Below are 16,727 nucleotides of genomic sequence, written 5' to 3'. Positions count from 1 at the left end.
GATTTAGCGGCAGCGAAAAATCTTTGTGAGACACATGGTCCCAACGAAAACGGGGGCCAAAATGGTCAAGCGGACGGGACAGGCGAAGGGATTGGCGGTCGCAGCCATCCTGATGGCGATGGGGACGATGGCGCATGCCGGTGATGACCGCGTGCTCTATGCGAGCCTTGGCGACACCACGCGGGCCCCGATCGGCTGGATCGAGTTCTGCACCGAGACCCCTGAGGAATGCCGCGGCGGCGCGTCGCAGCCCCGCGACATCGTGCTGTCCCAGACCGCCTGGCGCGATCTGCTAAAGGTCAATCGCTGGGTCAATGAGAATGTGAAGCCCATCACCGATATGGACCATTGGGGCGTGGTCGAGAAATGGTCGCTGCCGACCGACGGCTACGGCGACTGCGAAGATTACGTGCTGCTGAAGCGCAAGCTGCTGATCGATGCCGGCTGGCCCCGCGAGGCGCTGCTGATCACGGTGGTGCGCGACAAGAAGGGTGAGGGACACGCCGTCCTCACCGTGAAGACCGACAAGGGCGAATACGTGCTCGACAATCAGAACGAGAACGTCGTCGCCTGGACCGACACCGGCTACCGCTTCGTCAAGCGGCAGTCGCAGAGCGACCCGAACGTCTGGGTCTCGCTCGGCGACGCCCGCCCGGCGGTCGCCACCGCCAGCGCAAGGGAGCGCTAAGAGGACAACAGTTTCGAGTTACGCGACCCGGTCACATCCCCACCCCTCCCCGTCCCAGACCGGTTCGCGCGCGGCCAGGCCTCCCCCAAGGCCTGGCCGCAACTTTTTTTGGCCTTGCTCGGCAGATATGTCGCAGTCGGGGCGCGGCGTCGGCCGCCAACCTTGTTTTCCCTCGATGGTCGGGTTTAGGTTGTCGGCATGATGATGATCCTGCGAAGCGCGACCGTGCTGGCGGCGGCCCTGACCCTGGCGAACTGCTGCATGTCCGGGACCGGCTGCTCCGGGCCGATGGCCTCGGCCAACACGCCGGCTGCAACGCCCGCCATGGCGGCGACGCCGGTTGCGGCCGGCCCGCAGCCGCAGGCGGCCGACTGGGATGGCCGGGTCGCCTCCGAGACCGACACCGACATGGTGATGGAGCCGGACATCGGAACCGCCCGCAAGCCGGCCAGGCGCCGAGGCGATTCCCGGGTCGACGTCATGTCCGCGCAGTCCAGCTCCGGCTCACGCGGCCGCATGAGCTGGGAGGAGGAACAGGCTGCCGACCTCGCCGACGAGGCCCGTCTGAAGCAGAAGCTCACGATCTGCCGGAACTGCAATTCGGGCCAGTAAGCTCCTGATCAGTTGACCCTTTTGCGGAGCGTCGCCCCGGCCGATCGGCGGCCGGAAGCTTGCCGCGGCATGGCCGCGCCGCACTCTTTCGGGGTTGCGGGCCTCGCTTTTGTCCGATTTGCTCACCAAATCTTTACGATGAGGTTTGTCCGTTCAGCGCACGCCTGCGCCGAACGGTCCGCGTTTGATTTCTCGAATGTCCCCGCCTCCCGCATTTTCTGCGGAGAGGACTGCGAAGTCTTTTCGATTGGGTGGTTTCGTGATGAATCCTGTGACGCGCGACACCAGTCGCTATGCTGACACGACCCGGCCGGGTCCAACGCGGGGCCAACCGATCGCCCTCGCCGCCGCAACGCTCGCGGTGATCATCGCCGGTATCGGCGGCATTGTTCTCTGGCGAGCCTATGGCGGCGCTCCGGTCGAGGTCGACCGCGGTGCGGTCACGCGGCAACTGCAGGCCCGCACGGTGCAGGCCTCCGAGCAGCTGGTCGAGAAGACCAAGGGGCTCGAAGCCACCCAGCAGGAATCGATCGATCAGTTGCAGCTGATGCAGGAGCAGTTGCAGAGCATGCGCCGCCTGCTCGCCGCCCAGCAGGCCGACACCAAGCGCCTCTCGGACCAGGTCTCGACGCTGAAGGAGTCCATCGACGGCCTTCGCCAATCCTTCGCCAGCACCCAGAGCTCGGAGCAGGCCGCTCCCGCTCCGCGTAACCGCAGCATTCGCGCACGGTCTCACGCGAGCCGCAGTGCACATCGAGGGCGTCGCAGCCGATCCTGAATCGCGACGGCGCGTTGCTCTGACAGTACAAATCCTGCCGAATTTTCCCGGTGTCTTGTGAAGTGCTTCACAAAGCCGGTCACGGATTCAGGCCATCCTGTGGTCACCGGATGGCGAGCCAATTTCAGGATGGCGCAGGGCCAATTTCAATATCCGGGGCTGGCAAGGCCGTTGGCGCCATACTGCGCCGACGGCCTTGTTCTTTGTCAGGATGCTTGAACGCGGCGCGCCATCCGCGCGCTCTCGCAGTTCCTGGACGGCTCTCCAGCTGGTGACTTGCTTTTCGGCTGCCATTCCCGGCTCAATGCCCCCCGCAATCCGCAGAGGAGCCTTCATGTCCGTCGATCCCGCGCTGACCTCCGATATCATCGGGCTGACCAAGGTCGCCCCCTTCTCCCGGCGCGGCTTCATGACCGCCTCCGCGGCCGTGACGGCGGGCTACACGCTGGCTGCTGGCCCGGTCCGAGCCGAGGCCATCACGACGGATAGCAACGGCCTCAACGCGGGAGACGCCAGGATCAAGGTGGGAGATGGCGAGATGCCCGCCTATTTCGCCCGCCCCGCGAGCGCCAGCAACCCGCCGGTCGTGCTGGTGGCGATGGAGATCTTCGGCCTGCACCAGTACATCAAGGACGTCACGCGGCGTCTGGCCAAGCTCGGCGCGTTCGCCGTGGCCCCGGACTACTACTTCCGCGCCGGCACCGACCTCACCAAGATCACCGAGATCAAGGACCTGCTGCCGATCGTGAATGCCAAGCCGGATGCCGAGCTGTTGTCCGATCTCGACGCCACCGTCGCCTGGGCAAAATCGCAGGGCGGCGACACCTCACGCCTGGGTATCGTCGGCTTCTGCCGCGGCGGCCGGACCGTGTGGGAGTATGCCGCGAAAAGCGCCGCGCTGAAGGCCGGCGTCGCGTTCTACGGCCCGCTGATCGATCCGCCCAATCCGGCATGGCCGAAGAGCCCGACGCAGCTCGCGCCCGAGATGAAGGCCCCTGTTCTCGGTCTCTATGGCGAAGCCGATACCGGCATTCCGGTCGCCAGCGTCGAGGCGATGAAAGCCGCGCTCGCGGAGAACAAGAAGACCGCGGAGTTCAAGATCTATCCCGGCGCGCCGCATGGCTTCCACGCCGACTACCGTCCGAGCTATCGCAAGGACGCAGCGGAAGATGGCTGGGCACAGATGCAGGCGTGGTTCAAGACCTACGGCGTGCTGGGCTAAGCAGCGCACCAAGGCCGTCGTCCTCGGGCCAGTCGAGCGCCCGTGGACCCGCGCCCTGCACGCGAGCTGATCAGCTCAGCGCAGCCGGCGATCGCCGCGGCGGATCTTTGCCGGCTGCCGAGCGCCTCGCTCGAGCTCCCAGGCCATCCAGACCAGCGCGGCGCCGAGGCTGACGACGACGCCCATGAAAACCAGCGTGAGTTCGGGGGATGTAAGTGAGTTCATCATGCCTGTTTCCATGCAAGCGTTGCGCCAGCTCTCTCTCCGTCGCCGCTCGTCCAGCGCAGCGACAATGATGGTGACGAGTTGTCGTTAACGTGAAGTGATCAGCTAACTCATCACTCCCGCGCCGGTTTCACCGTGCGAGGGCTCACTCGCAAACTTCGATGGGGCGAGTCCGCCAGCCGTGCGCTGTCCGCACGCGCTTGCGGGCGACATAGCAGCCGCCGAGGTCCTCGTAGGTGTAGGGGTAGTAGTAAGGATATCCGCCGCCGTAGTAATAGGGATAGCCGAACCCCAGACCGAAGCCGAAGCCCGGACCAAACCCGCGGTGAAATCCGCCGTGGTAGAATCCGCCGCCGTGGAAACCGCCGGGCCCATGTGCCGATGCCACGCCGGGGACCATCCCCAGCGCCATCACGCCACCTGCCAGCAATCCCATCCATGTCCTGCGCATCGATCTGTCTCCAAATTCAAACCGGCCAAACAAACAGCCTGCAATGAGGCCATCATTGCAGGCCGATGCTTAAAGCCTGATTTGGAACAGCTCGCGGACACGTCTGCTCACATCTGCGCGATGTGGTGTCTGCCCATGCCCTCAGCCTGGCTGGCAACAATCAGCAACCGCGGCAGATACTCTTGACCCTCTGATCGACCTTCCGGTTCTCCTGCTGGATCGCGGCCTCGTCAGTGGAGTCCCCGGTCCGGTTTGGTCCCGTTGCCGACGTGCCGCCCGTTGCGCCACGACCTGAACCGGTCGTCACGCCCGACGACCCGCTCGCGCCGGAGCCGGAGGATTGCGCCGTGCCGAGGCTATTGGTGCCGTTCGCATCGGTCGCCCCCGGCTGAGACAGCTGCGCCCCGTTGCCCGCGGCGTTGGGATTGCCCTGCGTATTGCCGAGGCCGGCCGCGTTGCCTGAAGGAGCGCCATTGGCGCCGCCGCCAATCCCGGTCGTGCCGGCGCTCGGCGCGCCGACGTTGCCGGTCCCGGATGCCGTTCCGCTCGTTGCGCCCGCTCCACTCGTGCTGCCCGTCGTTGCGCCGCCTGCGGCACCGCCGCTCGCAGCACCGCCGGCGCTGGCTCCTCCACCCGCCCCTCCGCCGCTACCACCGCCACCTCCTCCGCCGCCGCCCTGGGCGAACACGGCCGTCGCCGTGGTGAGGCCTGCGATCACGATCAACGTACCCAGTGAAACTCTCGCCATCGGACGATCTCCCTTTACATCTCAACCCGAGCGGACAGACCGTGTTCCGGAACGAAACGGACGCGGAGCGGATTGATGGCGCGAGGAGAGCAAGGGGCCGTGCGCAAGCTGATCGCCTTCGACGAGGATACTTTCGACAAGCTGAAGCAGCTCGGCCGCGATCAGATGCTGAGTCTGCAGGATCTCGCCGACGAGGCGTTCATGGATCTGCTGGAGAAGCACGGCGTGCCGGCCGACCTCAAGGACGCGCTGCGCAAGAGCGCTGCGGAGGAAGACGGCGGCGCCCGCAAGCCCGAGCGGAAGGCGAAGAGAAAAATCAACGGCAGCGAAACCGACGGCAAAGCAAAGACCAAGCCGAACAAGAGGAGCAGGATTTCAGCATGACCACCGACCCCGATCCGTTCGAACAGGGCCAGCGCGCCGCGCGGGAGAACATCCCGGCCGAGGCCAATCCGTATCAGGACGGCTCCGACCAGCACGCCCTGTGGGCGAGCGGCCATGAGCGTGTTGCGAGTGCGGCCGAGGCAAACGAATCCGAGGGGACCTGAGCGGTCAGCCGATCTTCTTCAGGCCCTTGGTGTAGCGCGGCCCCTTGGCCACGTAGGCCTTGGCCGCGATCCCCATGCGCTCCACCTGCGCCGGCTCCAGCGTGCGCACGACGCGCGCGGGAGCGCCGATGATCAGCGAGTACTCCGGAAAGTCCTTGCCTTCGGTGATGATGGCGCCGGCGCCGACGACGCTGCCGCGGCGGATATTGGCGCCATTCATGATGATCGAGCCCATGCCGATCAGCGCGTCATCCTCGACGGTGCAGCCGTGCAAGATGACGTTGTGGCCCACCGTGACGTTGCGGCCGACGCGCAAGGGAAACCCGGGATCGACGTGACAGGTGGCATTGTCCTGGATGTTCGAGCTCTCGCCGATCTCGATCCAGTCATTGTCGCCGCGAATGACCGCGCCGAACCAGACCGTGACTTCCTTCGCGAGCTTCACGCGGCCGATCACCGTCGCATTGTCGGCGATGTAGTAATTTCCGTCCGCCGGCAACTTGGGCGCCTGCCCGTCGAGTTCGTAGATGGCCATCGAGATCTCCCATTCGCGAGAGACCTTGGCACAGGCAGCAGCGCGAATTCAAGCAAGCGGGCCGCGGCGATGGAACTAGGCCAGCACGCCTGCGGCGCGCAGGGTCATCACCACGAAGGTGCCGCACATCATGCTCCAGAAGCCGGCGATCACGGTCGCCAGCATCACGAACTCGAACCGACGGCGCTCGATACGCGCGCCGCGCAGCGTGTTGCGCATGATGATGAAGGGCGCGGCGAACACCAGGAACGGCACCGCGGCGAAGCGCCGGGGCGTGACGCCTTCCTGCAGCAGCTCGAACCCCGGCGGACGTTCGGCATAGACCTGATAACCGCTCGCCAGGGCACCGGCCAAGGCAAATCCGATCAGGAGCGAGAACAGGGAATTGAACGCTTCTGCCGACATCGAACGCACCCACACACACTTGCAGCACTGCCCAACGCCGGTTTGGCAAAAACCGGCTGGGCGCGCCACATTATCCTTAAGAAACGGTTAATGATGGCCGCGTGGCTCGCATGTGCCCACCGGTAAGATTTTGAAGACAAGCGGCATCGGCGTGGCATAGTCGCCGGTGATTCGGCCGTGAGATCCCCCTGCCCGCCATGACGATGTTTTCGGTTCGCAGTGCCCGCCCTTCGAACGGACATGGCCATGCCGTGCCGATCGTCGTGGGGTGCATGCTTGCGGCGTCGGCGGTTGCGGTCGTGGCCTATCTGCTGTGGCCGACCTGGCGGGCCGCGGCCTTCAAGGGCCCCGAGCGTCTGCCCGTCAGCATCGGCGGCACGATCTTCAACGTTCCGTCGGCAGCCATCCGGGTCAAGATCCAGCGCCATACCGGGCCGCAGGAGCGCGTCGATCTCGGCTTCGACTATCCGTCGCTGACGCCGCCGGAGGCGCCGCATCACGTCAGCGCCGACCAGATCGATCAGGCGCCGCATCCGATCGATCGCATCTTCGTGTCGATCTCGGCGCATCACGATGCGATGTCGCCGGAGACGCGGCTGAAGACGATCTATCCGCGCTATCTCGCTCCGTCGGGGGTCGCGGTGCAGGACGGTCTCACCATGCGTGGCTTTCGCGCAGGCACCCCTTACGATGTCGAGGACCTGTTCGTCGGCGATCAGCCGTCGCTGGTCGCCCGATGCACCCGCGACGCCGCCACGCCCGGCATGTGCCTCAGCGAACGACGCATCGAGAGTGCCGATCTCGTCTTCCGCTTTCCGCGCAGCTGGCTGTCAAACTGGCAGGACGTCGCCGCGGCCATGGAGCGACTGACCGCACAGATGCATGCGGTGAAGTAGTCGGGCGAGTAGCTCGCGCAACGACCACGTGCGCTGGTTAAAGCGGAAACTCTTCCCACGAGTCATTCCGGGGCATCGCATAGCGATGAGCCCGGAATCCATAACCACAGGCCGCATCGTATCGCGGGCAGTACGCCGCACATGTCTTCGACAATAACCGCTGGTGGTTATGGATTCCGGGCTCGCGCTGCGCGCGCCCCGGAATGACGAAGAGATCACGCGCGTGAACTGAGCACGCGCTACTCGACGAGATCGTCTTCCAGGATGGCCATCTGGAACTGGAACGAGCGATCATCGTCCTCGTCGTCGACGAACAGCACGCCGATGAACTCCTCGCCGATATAGACCTCGGCGGAGTCTTCCTTCTTCGGCCGCGGCACGACGCGGATCTTGGGATTGCCGAACACGCGCTTCAGATACGCGTCGAGCTTCCTGACTTCCTGAACGTCCACGGTGATCTCCAATCGACAGCGAGGTTTGCAGATGATGCGGACGTCGCAAGCGCGAACGTCCGTGCCGTTATGAGTTCGGCGCGTCGGTCCATTGATCGAGGCAACATGGACCGGCGATGTCGAACGACCTGAAAAGGGACGCCGTGGATCTCACATTCATTCCGCCAACACAAATGCCGGATCGTCAAATCCACAGACCGCCATGTGTTGGCACGAAATTCCCTGGATGAGAAGGTCTTGACTTCGCGATCGCCGGAGGGCGTCCGCGTTCAGATGCCGATGGCGTTGATCATCTGGTCCATGGTGCGCGACGGCTCGGCGCAGCCGGCCTCGCCGACGATCTTCGCCGGCACGCCCGCGACGGTGACGTTGTTCGGCACCGGCTTCACGACCACCGATCCCGCTGCGATGCGCGCGCAGTGACCGACCTCGATGTTGCCGAGCACCTTGGCGCCGGCGCCGATCAGCACGCCGTGACGAATCTTCGGGTGACGATCCTCGTTCTCCTTGCCGGTGCCACCGAGCGTCACACCGTGCAGGATGGAGACGTTGTCCTCGATGATGGCGGTCTCGCCGCAGACGAAGCCGGTGGCATGATCGAGGAAGATGCCGCGGCCGATCCGCGCCGCCGGATTGATGTCGGTCTGGAACACCGCCGACGATCGGCTCTGCAGGTAGAACGCGAAGTCCTTGCGGCTCTTGCGATGCAGCCAATGCGCGAGGCGGTGCGTCTGCAGCGCATGGAAGCCCTTGAAATAGAGCAAGGGATCGATGAAGCGCGAGGTCGCGGGATCGCGGTCGTAGACCGCCACGAGATCGGCGCGGAACGCGTGGCCGAGATCCGGCTCGTCGCGTAGCGCGTCATTGAAGGTCTGGCGGATCAGGTCGCCCGACAGCGCGGAATGATCGAGGCGATCGGCGACGCGGTGGACGACCGAGTCCTCGAGCCGGCTGTGATGCAACACCGTCGAATAAATGAAGGTCGCGAGTTCGGGCTCGCGGCGGACGATTTCCTCCGCTTCGTGGCGGATCCGATCCCAGATCGGATCGAGCGTCGCCAGCTTTCCGCCCTGCGGACTGGTCTGATGCATCACCATGGCTGCTTCTCGCACGTTCAGTGGGCAGGCATTATAGCACGGGGCATGGAATGATGTCCTCTGCAGGCTGCGTGAGAGCTCGATCGTCCATTCCATCCAGCCTTGGTCCCAGAGAGCACGGGATTGAGACATTTCCGTTACGCGACGGTTCCGCCGCCCGCCCCCCTGTGGCCCGGCCGGATCAAGGTGGGCAGCAGGAACCGGAAATCAAGCGCCATCGCTCGGAATGAACCGCGCCGATCCGGACGAAAAATCAGGTCGATCGGCCGCGGGGTACCGGGAGCGCGGCAAAAAGGAACCACACGGCGTCGAAAGCCGGCTGTCCCCCGCGCGATCACGGGTTCGGCTTTACCATCCATCACGCTGCGTCTATTGATGAATATCGCCTTGACCATGTTTTGGCCATGGTGCTCCGAACGGGGGACGCAGGCATCAGTAACGCTCAGATCCTGGACGAACGCGCTGCCGAGGCCGGAACGGCTTGGCTCCCGGTCATCGTCATCCCCCTCTTCCTGGTCGCGCCCGCGCTGTGGAACGGATACCCGCTGCTGCAGTGGGACACCGGCGGCTATCTTGCGCGCTGGTACGAAGGCTATCTGGTGCCGAGCCGCTCGACCGTGTTCGGCCTCTATTTGCATTGGGGCGAAGGCTCGAGCTTCTGGCTCAATCTCGGCCTGCAGGCGCTGGCGACCTTGTGGATCCTGCAGCTCACTTTGCGCGCGCTCGGACTGGCGCAGCCGCTGCGGCTGTTGTGGATCGGCCTGCTGCTGATCCTGACCACGGCCCTGCCCTGGCTCGCCAGCATGCTGCTGACGGACATCTTCGCCGGCCTCTCGGTGCTGGCGCTGTACATCATGGTCACCCAGGCGCGCCGGACCACGGTGCTGGAAAAGGCGGCGCTGTTCGGCTTCGTCGCCTTCGCCTCGGCGACGCATAGCGCCACGCTGGGCGTGCTGTTCGGGCTCTGCTGCGTCGGCTGGATCGCCTATCCCTGGATGCGGCGGCAGATCGCGCTCTCCGGCCTGGTGCAGGCCAGCATGACCATCGTGGCCAGCGCGGCCATGCTGCTGGCGGCCAATTTTGCCCTGTCCGGCCAGCTGGCGTGGACGCCGGGCGGCACCGGCGTCGCCTTCGGCCGCATGCTGCAGGATGGTATCGTCGCGCAATATCTGAAGGACTATTGCGCGCAGGAAAAACTCAAGCTCTGCCCCTATCGCAACGAGCTGCCGCCCACCGCCGATGACTTCCTGTGGGGCAACAGCATGTTCAACAAGCTCGGCCGCTTCGAGGGCATGAACGAGGAGATGGGCTTCATCGTGAAGCGGTCGCTCGCCGCCTATCCCTTGTGGCAGGCGAAGGCGGCGGCCGTGGCCACCGCCGATCAGCTGATGCATGTGGCGACCGGCGAAGGCACCAGCGGCTGGGTGCCGCACACCTATGGGATCATCGAACGCTACATCCCCTCGCAGGTGAAGCAGATGCGCGCCGCGCATCAGCAGCATTGGGAGATCAATTTCGCCGTCGTGAACTGGCTGCACGTGCCGGTCGCGCTCGGCTCGATGCTGGCGGTGGCGGCGATCGCCGCGCACGCGATCTGGCGTCGGCGTCGCGACGACATCACCCTGCTCGCCGTCACGGTGACGATCGCGCTGTTCGGCAATGCCGTGATCTGCGGCGTCATCTCCGGCCCGCACGACCGCTATGGCGCCCGGCTGGTGTGGATCGCGACGTTCACGGCGCTGATTGCCGTGGCCAAGTGGTTTGCGGGCGAACGCTCTGACGCGGCGGCGTCAGGCGTGCCGTAGTCCGCCTCTCACCCCGCGTCATTACGAGCGCAGCGAAGCAATCCAGAGCTCGGATGGGACTCTGGATTGCTTCGCTGCGCTCGCAATGACGGAGCAAGCCGAAGGAAAAGCGCTTCTAAACGTCACCGCCGCGAAAGAAAATCGATCACCCCGGCCTTGTAGACCTTGTCGCCGACGGCGCGCATGTGGTCGCGGTTGGGAATGTCGAGCACCTCGGCGCCGGGAATCAGCGCACCGAGCTCCGGCCCCGAGCCCGACACCTCGTCGGTCGTGCCCACCGCGACCAGCACCGGCACCGCGATCCGGCCGGCGTCTTGGCGCGTGATCAAGCCGCGCGAGCCGCGCATGCAGGCGGCGAGCGCGAGCCGGTCCGAGCGCGTCTGGTCGGCGAAGGCGCGGAAGGTGCGGCCCACGGGATCGGTAACCTCGTCGATCGAGGGCGCCTCGAGCGCGGCCGCGACGTTCTCGCCGGGACCACCGCCCTCGATCATCGCCATGCCGATGCCGCCGAAGATCGCCGAGCGCAGCCGCTCCGGCGTGGTCAGCGCGATATGCGCGGCGATGCGGCCGCCAAGCGAGTAGCCCATCACGTCGGCGCTGGAGAGGCCGAGATGATCCATCAGCGCGGTGACGTCGCTCGCCATCTCGGCGATCGCATACTGCTTCGGATCGTACAGCTTGGCGGAGTCGCCATGGCCGCGGTTGTCGAGCGCGATGACGCGGCGGCCGGCCTTGCGCAGCTCCGTGGTCCAGCCCGGATAGATCCAGTTGACGTTCTTGGTCGAGGCGAAGCCGTGGACGAGCACGATCGGATCGCCCTCCCCCTCGTCGATGAAGGCGATTTCAACTGCGCCGTTGTAGAAGCTCGGCATCGCTTATCCCGGAATGTGCAATGAGGGTCGGTGCGGCCGCAGTCTAGCCGCAGGCCGCCGGCGCGACCAGTTCGGGGCGTGCCGCGGCCGCCTGCATCCGGCGCAGACGCCGCCGCTTGCCGCGGTCGATCCAGGCCTGCGTCGCGCGCTCCGTCGTCGCCTTCAGGGACGCGATGAAGCCGAACAGCGACAGCAGCGCGCCGAACAGCCATAGCGCGAGGTTGAACGCGCCGGCGGTGAGCAGCAGCGCGCCGCGGCCGAGCAGCTTCAGAATGGCGCGGGTCTGTCCGCCCTTGGCCTCCGCCAACCGGGCGGCGCGGGCGACGTCCTTCGGGCCTTCGGCGAGCTTGAGCGAATCAAGTGCGCCGCGGGTGCCGGCCTTCTCGGTGATGCGGCCGACATCCTTGCCGAGCCGGATCAGCGCACCGGCCTTCTCGGCGCGGAACGCGGCTCGGATCGCGGTCGCGGTCTCGCCCGGCCGCAGCACCGAGCCTGATGCGACGGCCTGCTGCAGCAGCGGCGCGTCGACCACCTCGCGCGCCGACCGCCCGGCCCATGCCGCAAGCCCCTCGCCGAGCCGGCCGACCTTGCGGGCATCCTTGACCAGGGTCAGGCCGGCCCGGACCGGCGCTGCGCCGCCGACCGAGACATAGGTCGCCGCTGTCACGGCAAGGCCCGCGGTCGCAAGCCCGAGCACGAGCCGGTCGGTCTCCTCGCCCATCACAAGATGCTTGCCTTCGCGGACGGCGTCGCGGATGTCGCCGAACACGAACAGATCGCCAGCCACGGTGCCCGACAGGCTCGCCACGTCATCCGCCTGGCCCGTGACGAGGCCGGTCGCAAAGCGCATCGCGACCGCGGTCGGCGCCTTCTCGGCGGCCACCGCGTCGCTCACCCGCTGGACCAGCGCCGCATCGAGCGCAACTCGATGCTCACGCGCCAGCGCGACGAAACTTTCCGCGAGATCGGGATCGCCGGCCGCGAGCGCCTCCTCGATCTGGCGCGCAACGATCGCCGAATCGCTTTTGAGCAGTACTGCGATCTGCAGGTCCGACAGCCGTGCCGGATCCTCCTGCGCCGCGATCACGGCGCCGGCACGATAGGCATGCGGCCACCACGCCGCGCCGACCGCGGCACTGGCGAGCAGCCCGGCCACGGCCAGGACGATTCCCGGTTTGATTCGCTGAGGGATCACGTCGCCTTCACGTTTTCGCGCGCCGACACTGCCGACAAACATAGGATGCCCGGTCCGGGACACAACGGCCCCGACGAAAGAAGGGCTTCTCGGAAGGCCCCGCTTTGTGTCGAATCCACAGGCCAGAACATAACGGCGTGCGTTGCACCAGACGCGGGTTCCCAACACTAGGAATTGGCCTTAAGGCTCAGTATGGTCGCGCCGTTTTCGACGCGCGCGGCCGTGCGACCGCCGCTGGTGCTACGCCGTCGTGCTGACCGTCTACACTCCCGCTGCCCCTCGAGGTGAACCCGATGGCCGATAACATCGTCCCGCATTTCCACAACGATGCCGGTGTCCCCGTCATCGAGATCGGCTCGCATGAGTTCATGTGCGTGGGCGCCAATCCGCCGTTCGATCACCCGCATGTGTTCCTCGATCTCGGCAACGACAAAGAGATCATCTGCCCCTATTGCTCGACGCTGTACCGCCATGCGCCGGATCTCGCCGCCGGCGAGGCGCGGCCGCCGGAATGCGTGCTGAAGGACGTCGCCTGATCGGCGTAACGTGACACTGCGTACCGTCACTGTGGCGGGAGCCGGGATCGGCGGCCTGACGGCCGCGCTCGCGCTCGCCGCGAAGGGCTTCCGCGTCGTCGTGCTGGAAAAGGCCGAGCGGCTCGAAGAGGTCGGCGCGGGCCTGCAGCTGTCGCCGAATGCCAGCCGCATCCTGATCGATCTCGGCCTGGAGCCGCGGCTCACCGCGCGCGCCGTGGTGCCGGAGGCCGTGAGCATCATGAGCGCGCGCGCCGGCGGCGAAGTCGCGCGCCTGCCGCTCGGCGAGGCCGCAAGCCAGGCGGCCGGTGCGCCCTATTGGGTGATCCACCGCGCCGATCTGCAGGCTGCGCTCGCGGCCGAGGTCATGGCGCATCCGGACGTCGAACTGCGCCTCGGATGCCAGTTCGAGGATGTCACCGCGCATACCCGCGGCCTGACGGTCGTCCATCGCCGCGGCAATGAGCGCCGCCAGGACGTCGCGCTGGCGCTGATCGGCGCCGACGGTGTCTGGTCGGCGGTCCGCCATCATCTGTTTCCCAACATCGGCGCCGAATTCTCCGGGCTGATCGCCTGGCGCGGCACGCTCGACGCCCGGCAGCTGCCGCGCGAGTTCACCGCGGCGCGGGTCCAGCTCTGGATGGGCCCGGGGGCCCATCTTGTCGCCTATCCGATTGCCGCGGGCCGGCAGGTAAACGTCGTCGCGGTGGTGCCGGGCACCTGGAACCGGCCGGGTTGGAGTTCCGAGGGCGATCCGGCCGAGTTGAAGGCGGTGTTCGGGTCGCCGCGCTGGCCTTCGACGGCGCGGCTGCTGCTCAATGCGGTGGACGGCTGGCGCAAATGGGCTCTGTTCGCGGTGCCCGAGGGCATCGAATGGACCGAGGGCAGCGTCGCCCTGCTCGGCGATGCCGCGCATGCCATGCTGCCGTTTGCGGCGCAGGGCGCGGGCATGGCGATCGAGGATGCGGTGGTGCTCGCCAACAGCCTGGCCGAGGCGCGCACCGAAGGTCCCGGCGCGATCCCGGCGGCCCTGAAGCGCTACGCCAAGCTGCGCCGGCCACGTGTCGGCCGCGTCCAGCGCACCGCCCGTCAACAGGGGCGGATCTACCACATGACCGGGCCGCTGGCGCTCGCCCGCGATCTCAGCATCCAGGCGCTCGGGCCGCAGCGGCTGTCGGCCCGGCAGAACTGGATCTACGACTGGCGTCCGTGACGGCGGAGGATCAGTAGACCGAGCCGTCGCGCGGCAGCGTCGAGGGGGCGGCCGAATTCGACGAGGCCATCGGCCGCATCGCGCGCGCGGGCTTCGCCGGCTTGCCGGCAACCGGCTGCGGCGGCGTTTCCACGCATTTGTTCTTGCGCCAGGCCTCCTCGGCAAACTGCGACTGGCCGCGCACGGCGATGTAGTCGTTGCGATAGGCGACCTCGGCGACGACGGCGCCGCCGGCCCCGGTCTCAGCCTTCGCCATCAGCCCCTGCAGCTCGGCGGTGCGGGTGGCCAGGGACTTGCGCTCGGCTTCGAGCTGCTTGCAATCGTAGAGCTCGTATTTGGCCGGGTCCGCGAAAGCCGTGGAGACGCTGTCGCTCATGCCCGCGCAGCCCGAGAGCAGCGATCCGCCGGCGAGCAGTCCCGCGAGGACGGCGAGACGTTGAAGGCGTGAACGGTGGCAGTCGGTGGTCATGCAGCCTCGATCATGCAGTGGTCTCAAGACATCGCCGCGCTCACGCGCCGAGAATGTCCCTGACCGGCGGCGCTGGGCCAGAATCGTTTCCCGTGATGCATCCGTGCCTTACAACAGCCACCTCGTCCATGTCTTGCAGGACGTCATGCCTCGGAGCTGGCAGCTCGCTTGAACTCGGACGCAGTTCAAGCAGGTGGTGACGGCCGGATTGAGGCTTTACCAAGGCGGTTGCCCTGGCTTAAGCAGAGCATGAACGTCAGAGCCCCCCGCAGAGCTCGTTCCGCCTCGCCGGATCCTGCGCCAAGTCTCTGATGTCAAACGCGGACGTGGCGGAATCGGTAGACGCAAGGGACTTAAAATCCCTCGATGGCAACGTCGTGTGGGTTCGAGTCCCACCGTCCGCACCAAGGCGCGACAGTCCGTGGCGACAAAATCTCGCCGTCGATCAAAAAGCTCAGCGGCCCAAACATCGATCCGAGCCGACGTCGGCAGCGTTCCGCTTTGCGAGTGTCCCCCCACGCATCCGACAGCGAGGTGACGATGAGCGCAGCAACTTCCATTGCCCTGATCACGGGCGCCGGGCGCGCGACGGGGATCGGGTTCGAGGTGGCGCGGCAGCTCGGGCAGCGCGGCCATCATATCGTCCTGACAGCGCGCAAGGCCGAGGATGCCCAGGCCCGTGCGGCCGAACTGACCGCGGCGGGCATCGCGGCCGAGGGTCACGTCATGGACATCACCGACACCGATGCCACGGGCAAGGTCGCGGCGCTGCTGGATGAGCGGTTCGGCCGGATCGACATTCTGATCAACAACGCCGCGACCCTGGGGAGCTACGACGAGACCGCCTCGTCCGCTGATCTCACGGAGGTCCGTGCCAACTTCGAGAGCACGCTGTTCGGCGCCTGGTCGGTCGCGCAGATCTTCCTGCCGCTCTTGCGGAGCAGCGCCCACGGCCGGCTCGTCAACGTCTCGAGCGGTGCCGGCTCGCACGCCGATCCGGAGTTCGGCCTGGCGACCCCGGCGCCGATGCCGGCCTCCTATGGCATCGCCAAGGCAGCCCTGAACGCGCTGACGGTAAAGCTCGCCCGGGAAAACCCGTCGCTCCGCGTCAACGCGGTGTGTCCGGGGTTCACCGCGACGTTCGAGGGCGGCGCGGCGATGGGCGCACGCCCCGTGGCAGAGGGCGCAGCCGGCGTGGTCTGGGCGGCGCTGCTCGGCGACGACGGACCGACCGGCGGCTTCTTCCGCGACGGCCAGCCGCTCGGCTGGTGATCGCGACCGATGAGGACGATCGGTCCCGCCTAAGCGACCTTCGCCTGCTCCGTCAGCCGGGCCCATGTCGTGGCCTGAAAGCTCGGCCGCGCCTCCAGCCGGTCGACCCAGGCGGTGAGATTGGCATGGGGCTCGGTCAGCTCCGCCCATTCCGGGGTCAAGGCCAGGAAACTCGCCTGCGGCCCGGCTTGCAGATCGGCGAGCGAAAGTTGCTCGCCCACCATGAACGATTGCTCGCCGAGCAGACGCGACAGCTCCGCGATGACGGCCCGCGCCTGCGGCATCGCCCGCTCGATCGCGGCTTGGTCGGTGGCCGTGCCGAAGAACTGCGGGCCGATGATGCGCTGGAAAATGATGACGTTGCAGACGCCCTGGAACAGGTACCAGTCGCTGATATTCATGACCTGGTCCATGCGCGCCGCGCGCTTCGCGTCGGCCGGCGTCAGCGCAGGCTCGGGCAGCACGCGGTCGAGATAGCGCAGGATCGCCTGCGTCTCGTACAGCGCGAAGCCGTCATGCTCTATCGCCGGCACACGGCCGAATGGATGACGCGCGAGATGGGCTGCCGACTTGGAGTCGCCAGGTCCGAGAGGGGCGAGACGATACGGCGCGCTTTTCTCTTCCAGCGTCGCCAGCACGCTGCGCCCGAATGGGCTTCCCGGCACGGAATGAACGACGAACTCGGACATGACGACTCTCCCCCTGATGAAT

22 protein-coding genes and 1 tRNA gene are annotated in these 16,727 nt (G+C 66.6%); 12 read left to right on the top strand and 11 right to left on the bottom strand.

Features of this window, described 5'->3' with window-relative positions:
- The first annotated feature begins 61 nt into the window (after nt 1-61).
- The 4 genes from ACQR0Z_RS25615 (at nt 62) to ACQR0Z_RS25600 (ending at nt 3,300) form a co-directional block, all read left to right on the top strand.
- Nucleotides 62-688, top strand: coding sequence for a transglutaminase-like cysteine peptidase (locus ACQR0Z_RS25615; protein ID WP_434858605.1), 627 nt, complete (start codon nt 62-64; stop codon nt 686-688).
- Nucleotides 689-886: 198 nt separating this feature from the next.
- A complete protein-coding gene (locus tag ACQR0Z_RS25610; protein WP_434858602.1) occupies nt 887-1,300 on the top strand; it encodes a hypothetical protein in 414 nt (137 codons plus the stop codon).
- 262 nt (nt 1,301-1,562) lie between these two features.
- On the top strand, nt 1,563-2,078 hold the full coding sequence (locus ACQR0Z_RS25605) for a hypothetical protein (protein WP_434858601.1): 516 nt from the start codon (nt 1,563-1,565) through the stop codon (nt 2,076-2,078).
- 409 nt (nt 2,079-2,487) lie between these two features.
- On the top strand, nt 2,488-3,300 hold the full coding sequence (locus tag ACQR0Z_RS25600; RefSeq protein ID WP_434920544.1) for a dienelactone hydrolase family protein: 813 nt from the start codon (nt 2,488-2,490) through the stop codon (nt 3,298-3,300).
- 75 nt (nt 3,301-3,375) lie between these two features.
- Here ACQR0Z_RS25600 and ACQR0Z_RS25595 read toward each other — a convergent pair whose 3' ends face one another.
- From ACQR0Z_RS25595 to ACQR0Z_RS25585, 3 genes are all read right to left on the bottom strand, one after another.
- Complete coding sequence (locus tag ACQR0Z_RS25595) at nt 3,376-3,528, bottom strand: hypothetical protein (RefSeq protein ID WP_434858792.1); 153 nt, start codon at nt 3,526-3,528, stop codon at nt 3,376-3,378.
- A 142-nt stretch (nt 3,529-3,670) separates the two neighbouring features.
- On the bottom strand, nt 3,671-3,976 hold the full coding sequence (locus tag ACQR0Z_RS25590) for a hypothetical protein (RefSeq protein ID WP_434875531.1): 306 nt from the start codon (nt 3,974-3,976) through the stop codon (nt 3,671-3,673).
- A 160-nt stretch (nt 3,977-4,136) separates the two neighbouring features.
- Nucleotides 4,137-4,724 carry a hypothetical protein gene (locus tag ACQR0Z_RS25585; RefSeq protein WP_434875530.1) on the bottom strand — a complete coding sequence of 196 codons (588 nt, stop codon included), beginning with the start codon at nt 4,722-4,724 and terminating at the stop codon, nt 4,137-4,139.
- 75 nt (nt 4,725-4,799) lie between these two features.
- Between ACQR0Z_RS25585 and ACQR0Z_RS25580 the strand changes: the two genes are divergently transcribed.
- Together ACQR0Z_RS25580 and ACQR0Z_RS25575 are read left to right on the top strand one after the other, a co-directional pair.
- Nucleotides 4,800-5,108 (top strand): hypothetical protein, encoded by a 309-nt coding sequence (locus ACQR0Z_RS25580; RefSeq protein ID WP_434875529.1) that lies wholly within the window; start codon nt 4,800-4,802, stop codon nt 5,106-5,108.
- Nucleotides 5,105-5,272, top strand: a complete 168-nt coding sequence (locus ACQR0Z_RS25575; RefSeq protein WP_434875528.1) for a hypothetical protein — start codon at nt 5,105-5,107, stop codon at nt 5,270-5,272. Before ACQR0Z_RS25580 ends, ACQR0Z_RS25575 begins: the two co-directional genes overlap by 4 nt.
- Nucleotides 5,273-5,276: 4 nt before the next feature.
- Here ACQR0Z_RS25575 and ACQR0Z_RS25570 read toward each other — a convergent pair whose 3' ends face one another.
- Complete coding sequence (locus ACQR0Z_RS25570) at nt 5,277-5,807, bottom strand: gamma carbonic anhydrase family protein (protein ID WP_434920465.1); 531 nt, start codon at nt 5,805-5,807, stop codon at nt 5,277-5,279.
- Between the two features lie 75 nt (nt 5,808-5,882).
- Nucleotides 5,883-6,212 (bottom strand): DUF6949 family protein, encoded by a 330-nt coding sequence (locus tag ACQR0Z_RS25565; RefSeq protein ID WP_434858596.1) that lies wholly within the window; start codon nt 6,210-6,212, stop codon nt 5,883-5,885.
- A gap of 197 nt (nt 6,213-6,409) precedes the next feature.
- Here ACQR0Z_RS25565 and ACQR0Z_RS25560 point away from each other — a divergent pair, with 197 nt between their 5' ends.
- Nucleotides 6,410-7,108 carry a hypothetical protein gene (locus tag ACQR0Z_RS25560; RefSeq protein WP_434920464.1) on the top strand — a complete coding sequence of 233 codons (699 nt, stop codon included), beginning with the start codon at nt 6,410-6,412 and terminating at the stop codon, nt 7,106-7,108.
- 239 nt (nt 7,109-7,347) lie between these two features.
- Here the strand turns inward: ACQR0Z_RS25560 and ACQR0Z_RS25555 are convergent, their stop codons facing one another.
- Both ACQR0Z_RS25555 and cysE read right to left on the bottom strand, forming a co-directional pair.
- The gene (locus tag ACQR0Z_RS25555) at nt 7,348-7,560 is read right to left on the bottom strand and encodes a DUF3126 family protein (protein ID WP_006611186.1); all 213 of its coding nucleotides are present in this window, start codon (nt 7,558-7,560) and stop codon (nt 7,348-7,350) included.
- Between the two features lie 269 nt (nt 7,561-7,829).
- Nucleotides 7,830-8,657, bottom strand: coding sequence for a serine O-acetyltransferase (cysE, locus tag ACQR0Z_RS25550; RefSeq protein WP_434858594.1), 828 nt, complete (start codon nt 8,655-8,657; stop codon nt 7,830-7,832).
- Nucleotides 8,658-9,256: 599 nt separating this feature from the next.
- Here cysE and ACQR0Z_RS25545 point away from each other — a divergent pair.
- Entirely contained in the window at nt 9,257-10,462 is a 1,206-nt protein-coding gene (locus tag ACQR0Z_RS25545) for a hypothetical protein (protein WP_434920543.1), read from the top strand.
- 122 nt (nt 10,463-10,584) lie between these two features.
- Here the strand turns inward: ACQR0Z_RS25545 and ACQR0Z_RS25540 are convergent, their stop codons facing one another.
- Nucleotides 10,585-11,334: an alpha/beta fold hydrolase gene (locus tag ACQR0Z_RS25540; RefSeq protein ID WP_434920463.1), complete on the bottom strand. Its 750-nt coding sequence runs from the start codon at nt 11,332-11,334 to the stop codon at nt 10,585-10,587.
- A 43-nt stretch (nt 11,335-11,377) separates the two neighbouring features.
- Nucleotides 11,378-12,529 carry a hypothetical protein gene (locus ACQR0Z_RS25535; protein ID WP_434920462.1) on the bottom strand — a complete coding sequence of 384 codons (1,152 nt, stop codon included), beginning with the start codon at nt 12,527-12,529 and terminating at the stop codon, nt 11,378-11,380.
- A gap of 293 nt (nt 12,530-12,822) precedes the next feature.
- Between ACQR0Z_RS25535 and ACQR0Z_RS25530 the strand changes: the two genes are divergently transcribed.
- Complete coding sequence (locus ACQR0Z_RS25530) at nt 12,823-13,065, top strand: zinc-finger domain-containing protein (protein WP_434858590.1); 243 nt, start codon at nt 12,823-12,825, stop codon at nt 13,063-13,065.
- Between the two features lie 10 nt (nt 13,066-13,075).
- The gene (locus ACQR0Z_RS25525) at nt 13,076-14,275 is read left to right on the top strand and encodes an FAD-dependent monooxygenase (RefSeq protein ID WP_434920461.1); all 1,200 of its coding nucleotides are present in this window, start codon (nt 13,076-13,078) and stop codon (nt 14,273-14,275) included.
- 10 nt (nt 14,276-14,285) lie between these two features.
- On the opposite strand, the gene ACQR0Z_RS25520 is transcribed toward ACQR0Z_RS25525, so the two are convergent.
- Nucleotides 14,286-14,744, bottom strand: a complete 459-nt coding sequence (locus ACQR0Z_RS25520; protein WP_434920460.1) for a hypothetical protein — start codon at nt 14,742-14,744, stop codon at nt 14,286-14,288.
- Between the two features lie 320 nt (nt 14,745-15,064).
- Between ACQR0Z_RS25520 and ACQR0Z_RS25515 the strand changes: the two genes are divergently transcribed.
- Nucleotides 15,065-15,151 (top strand) — tRNA-Leu (locus ACQR0Z_RS25515).
- Between the two features lie 133 nt (nt 15,152-15,284).
- On the top strand, nt 15,285-16,016 hold the full coding sequence (locus ACQR0Z_RS25510; protein ID WP_434920459.1) for an SDR family NAD(P)-dependent oxidoreductase: 732 nt from the start codon (nt 15,285-15,287) through the stop codon (nt 16,014-16,016).
- A 29-nt stretch (nt 16,017-16,045) separates the two neighbouring features.
- Here ACQR0Z_RS25510 and ACQR0Z_RS25505 read toward each other — a convergent pair whose 3' ends face one another.
- Nucleotides 16,046-16,705: a glutathione S-transferase family protein gene (locus ACQR0Z_RS25505; protein ID WP_434920458.1), complete on the bottom strand. Its 660-nt coding sequence runs from the start codon at nt 16,703-16,705 to the stop codon at nt 16,046-16,048.
- Nucleotides 16,706-16,727: the final 22 nt, after the last annotated feature.

The sequence above is a fragment of the Bradyrhizobium sp. HKCCYLS3077 genome, assembly GCF_051167555.1.
Classification (GTDB): domain Bacteria; phylum Pseudomonadota; class Alphaproteobacteria; order Rhizobiales; family Xanthobacteraceae; genus Bradyrhizobium.
Note: the sequence above shows the minus strand (reverse complement) of the source record. Positions and strands in the feature narration are given on the sequence as shown.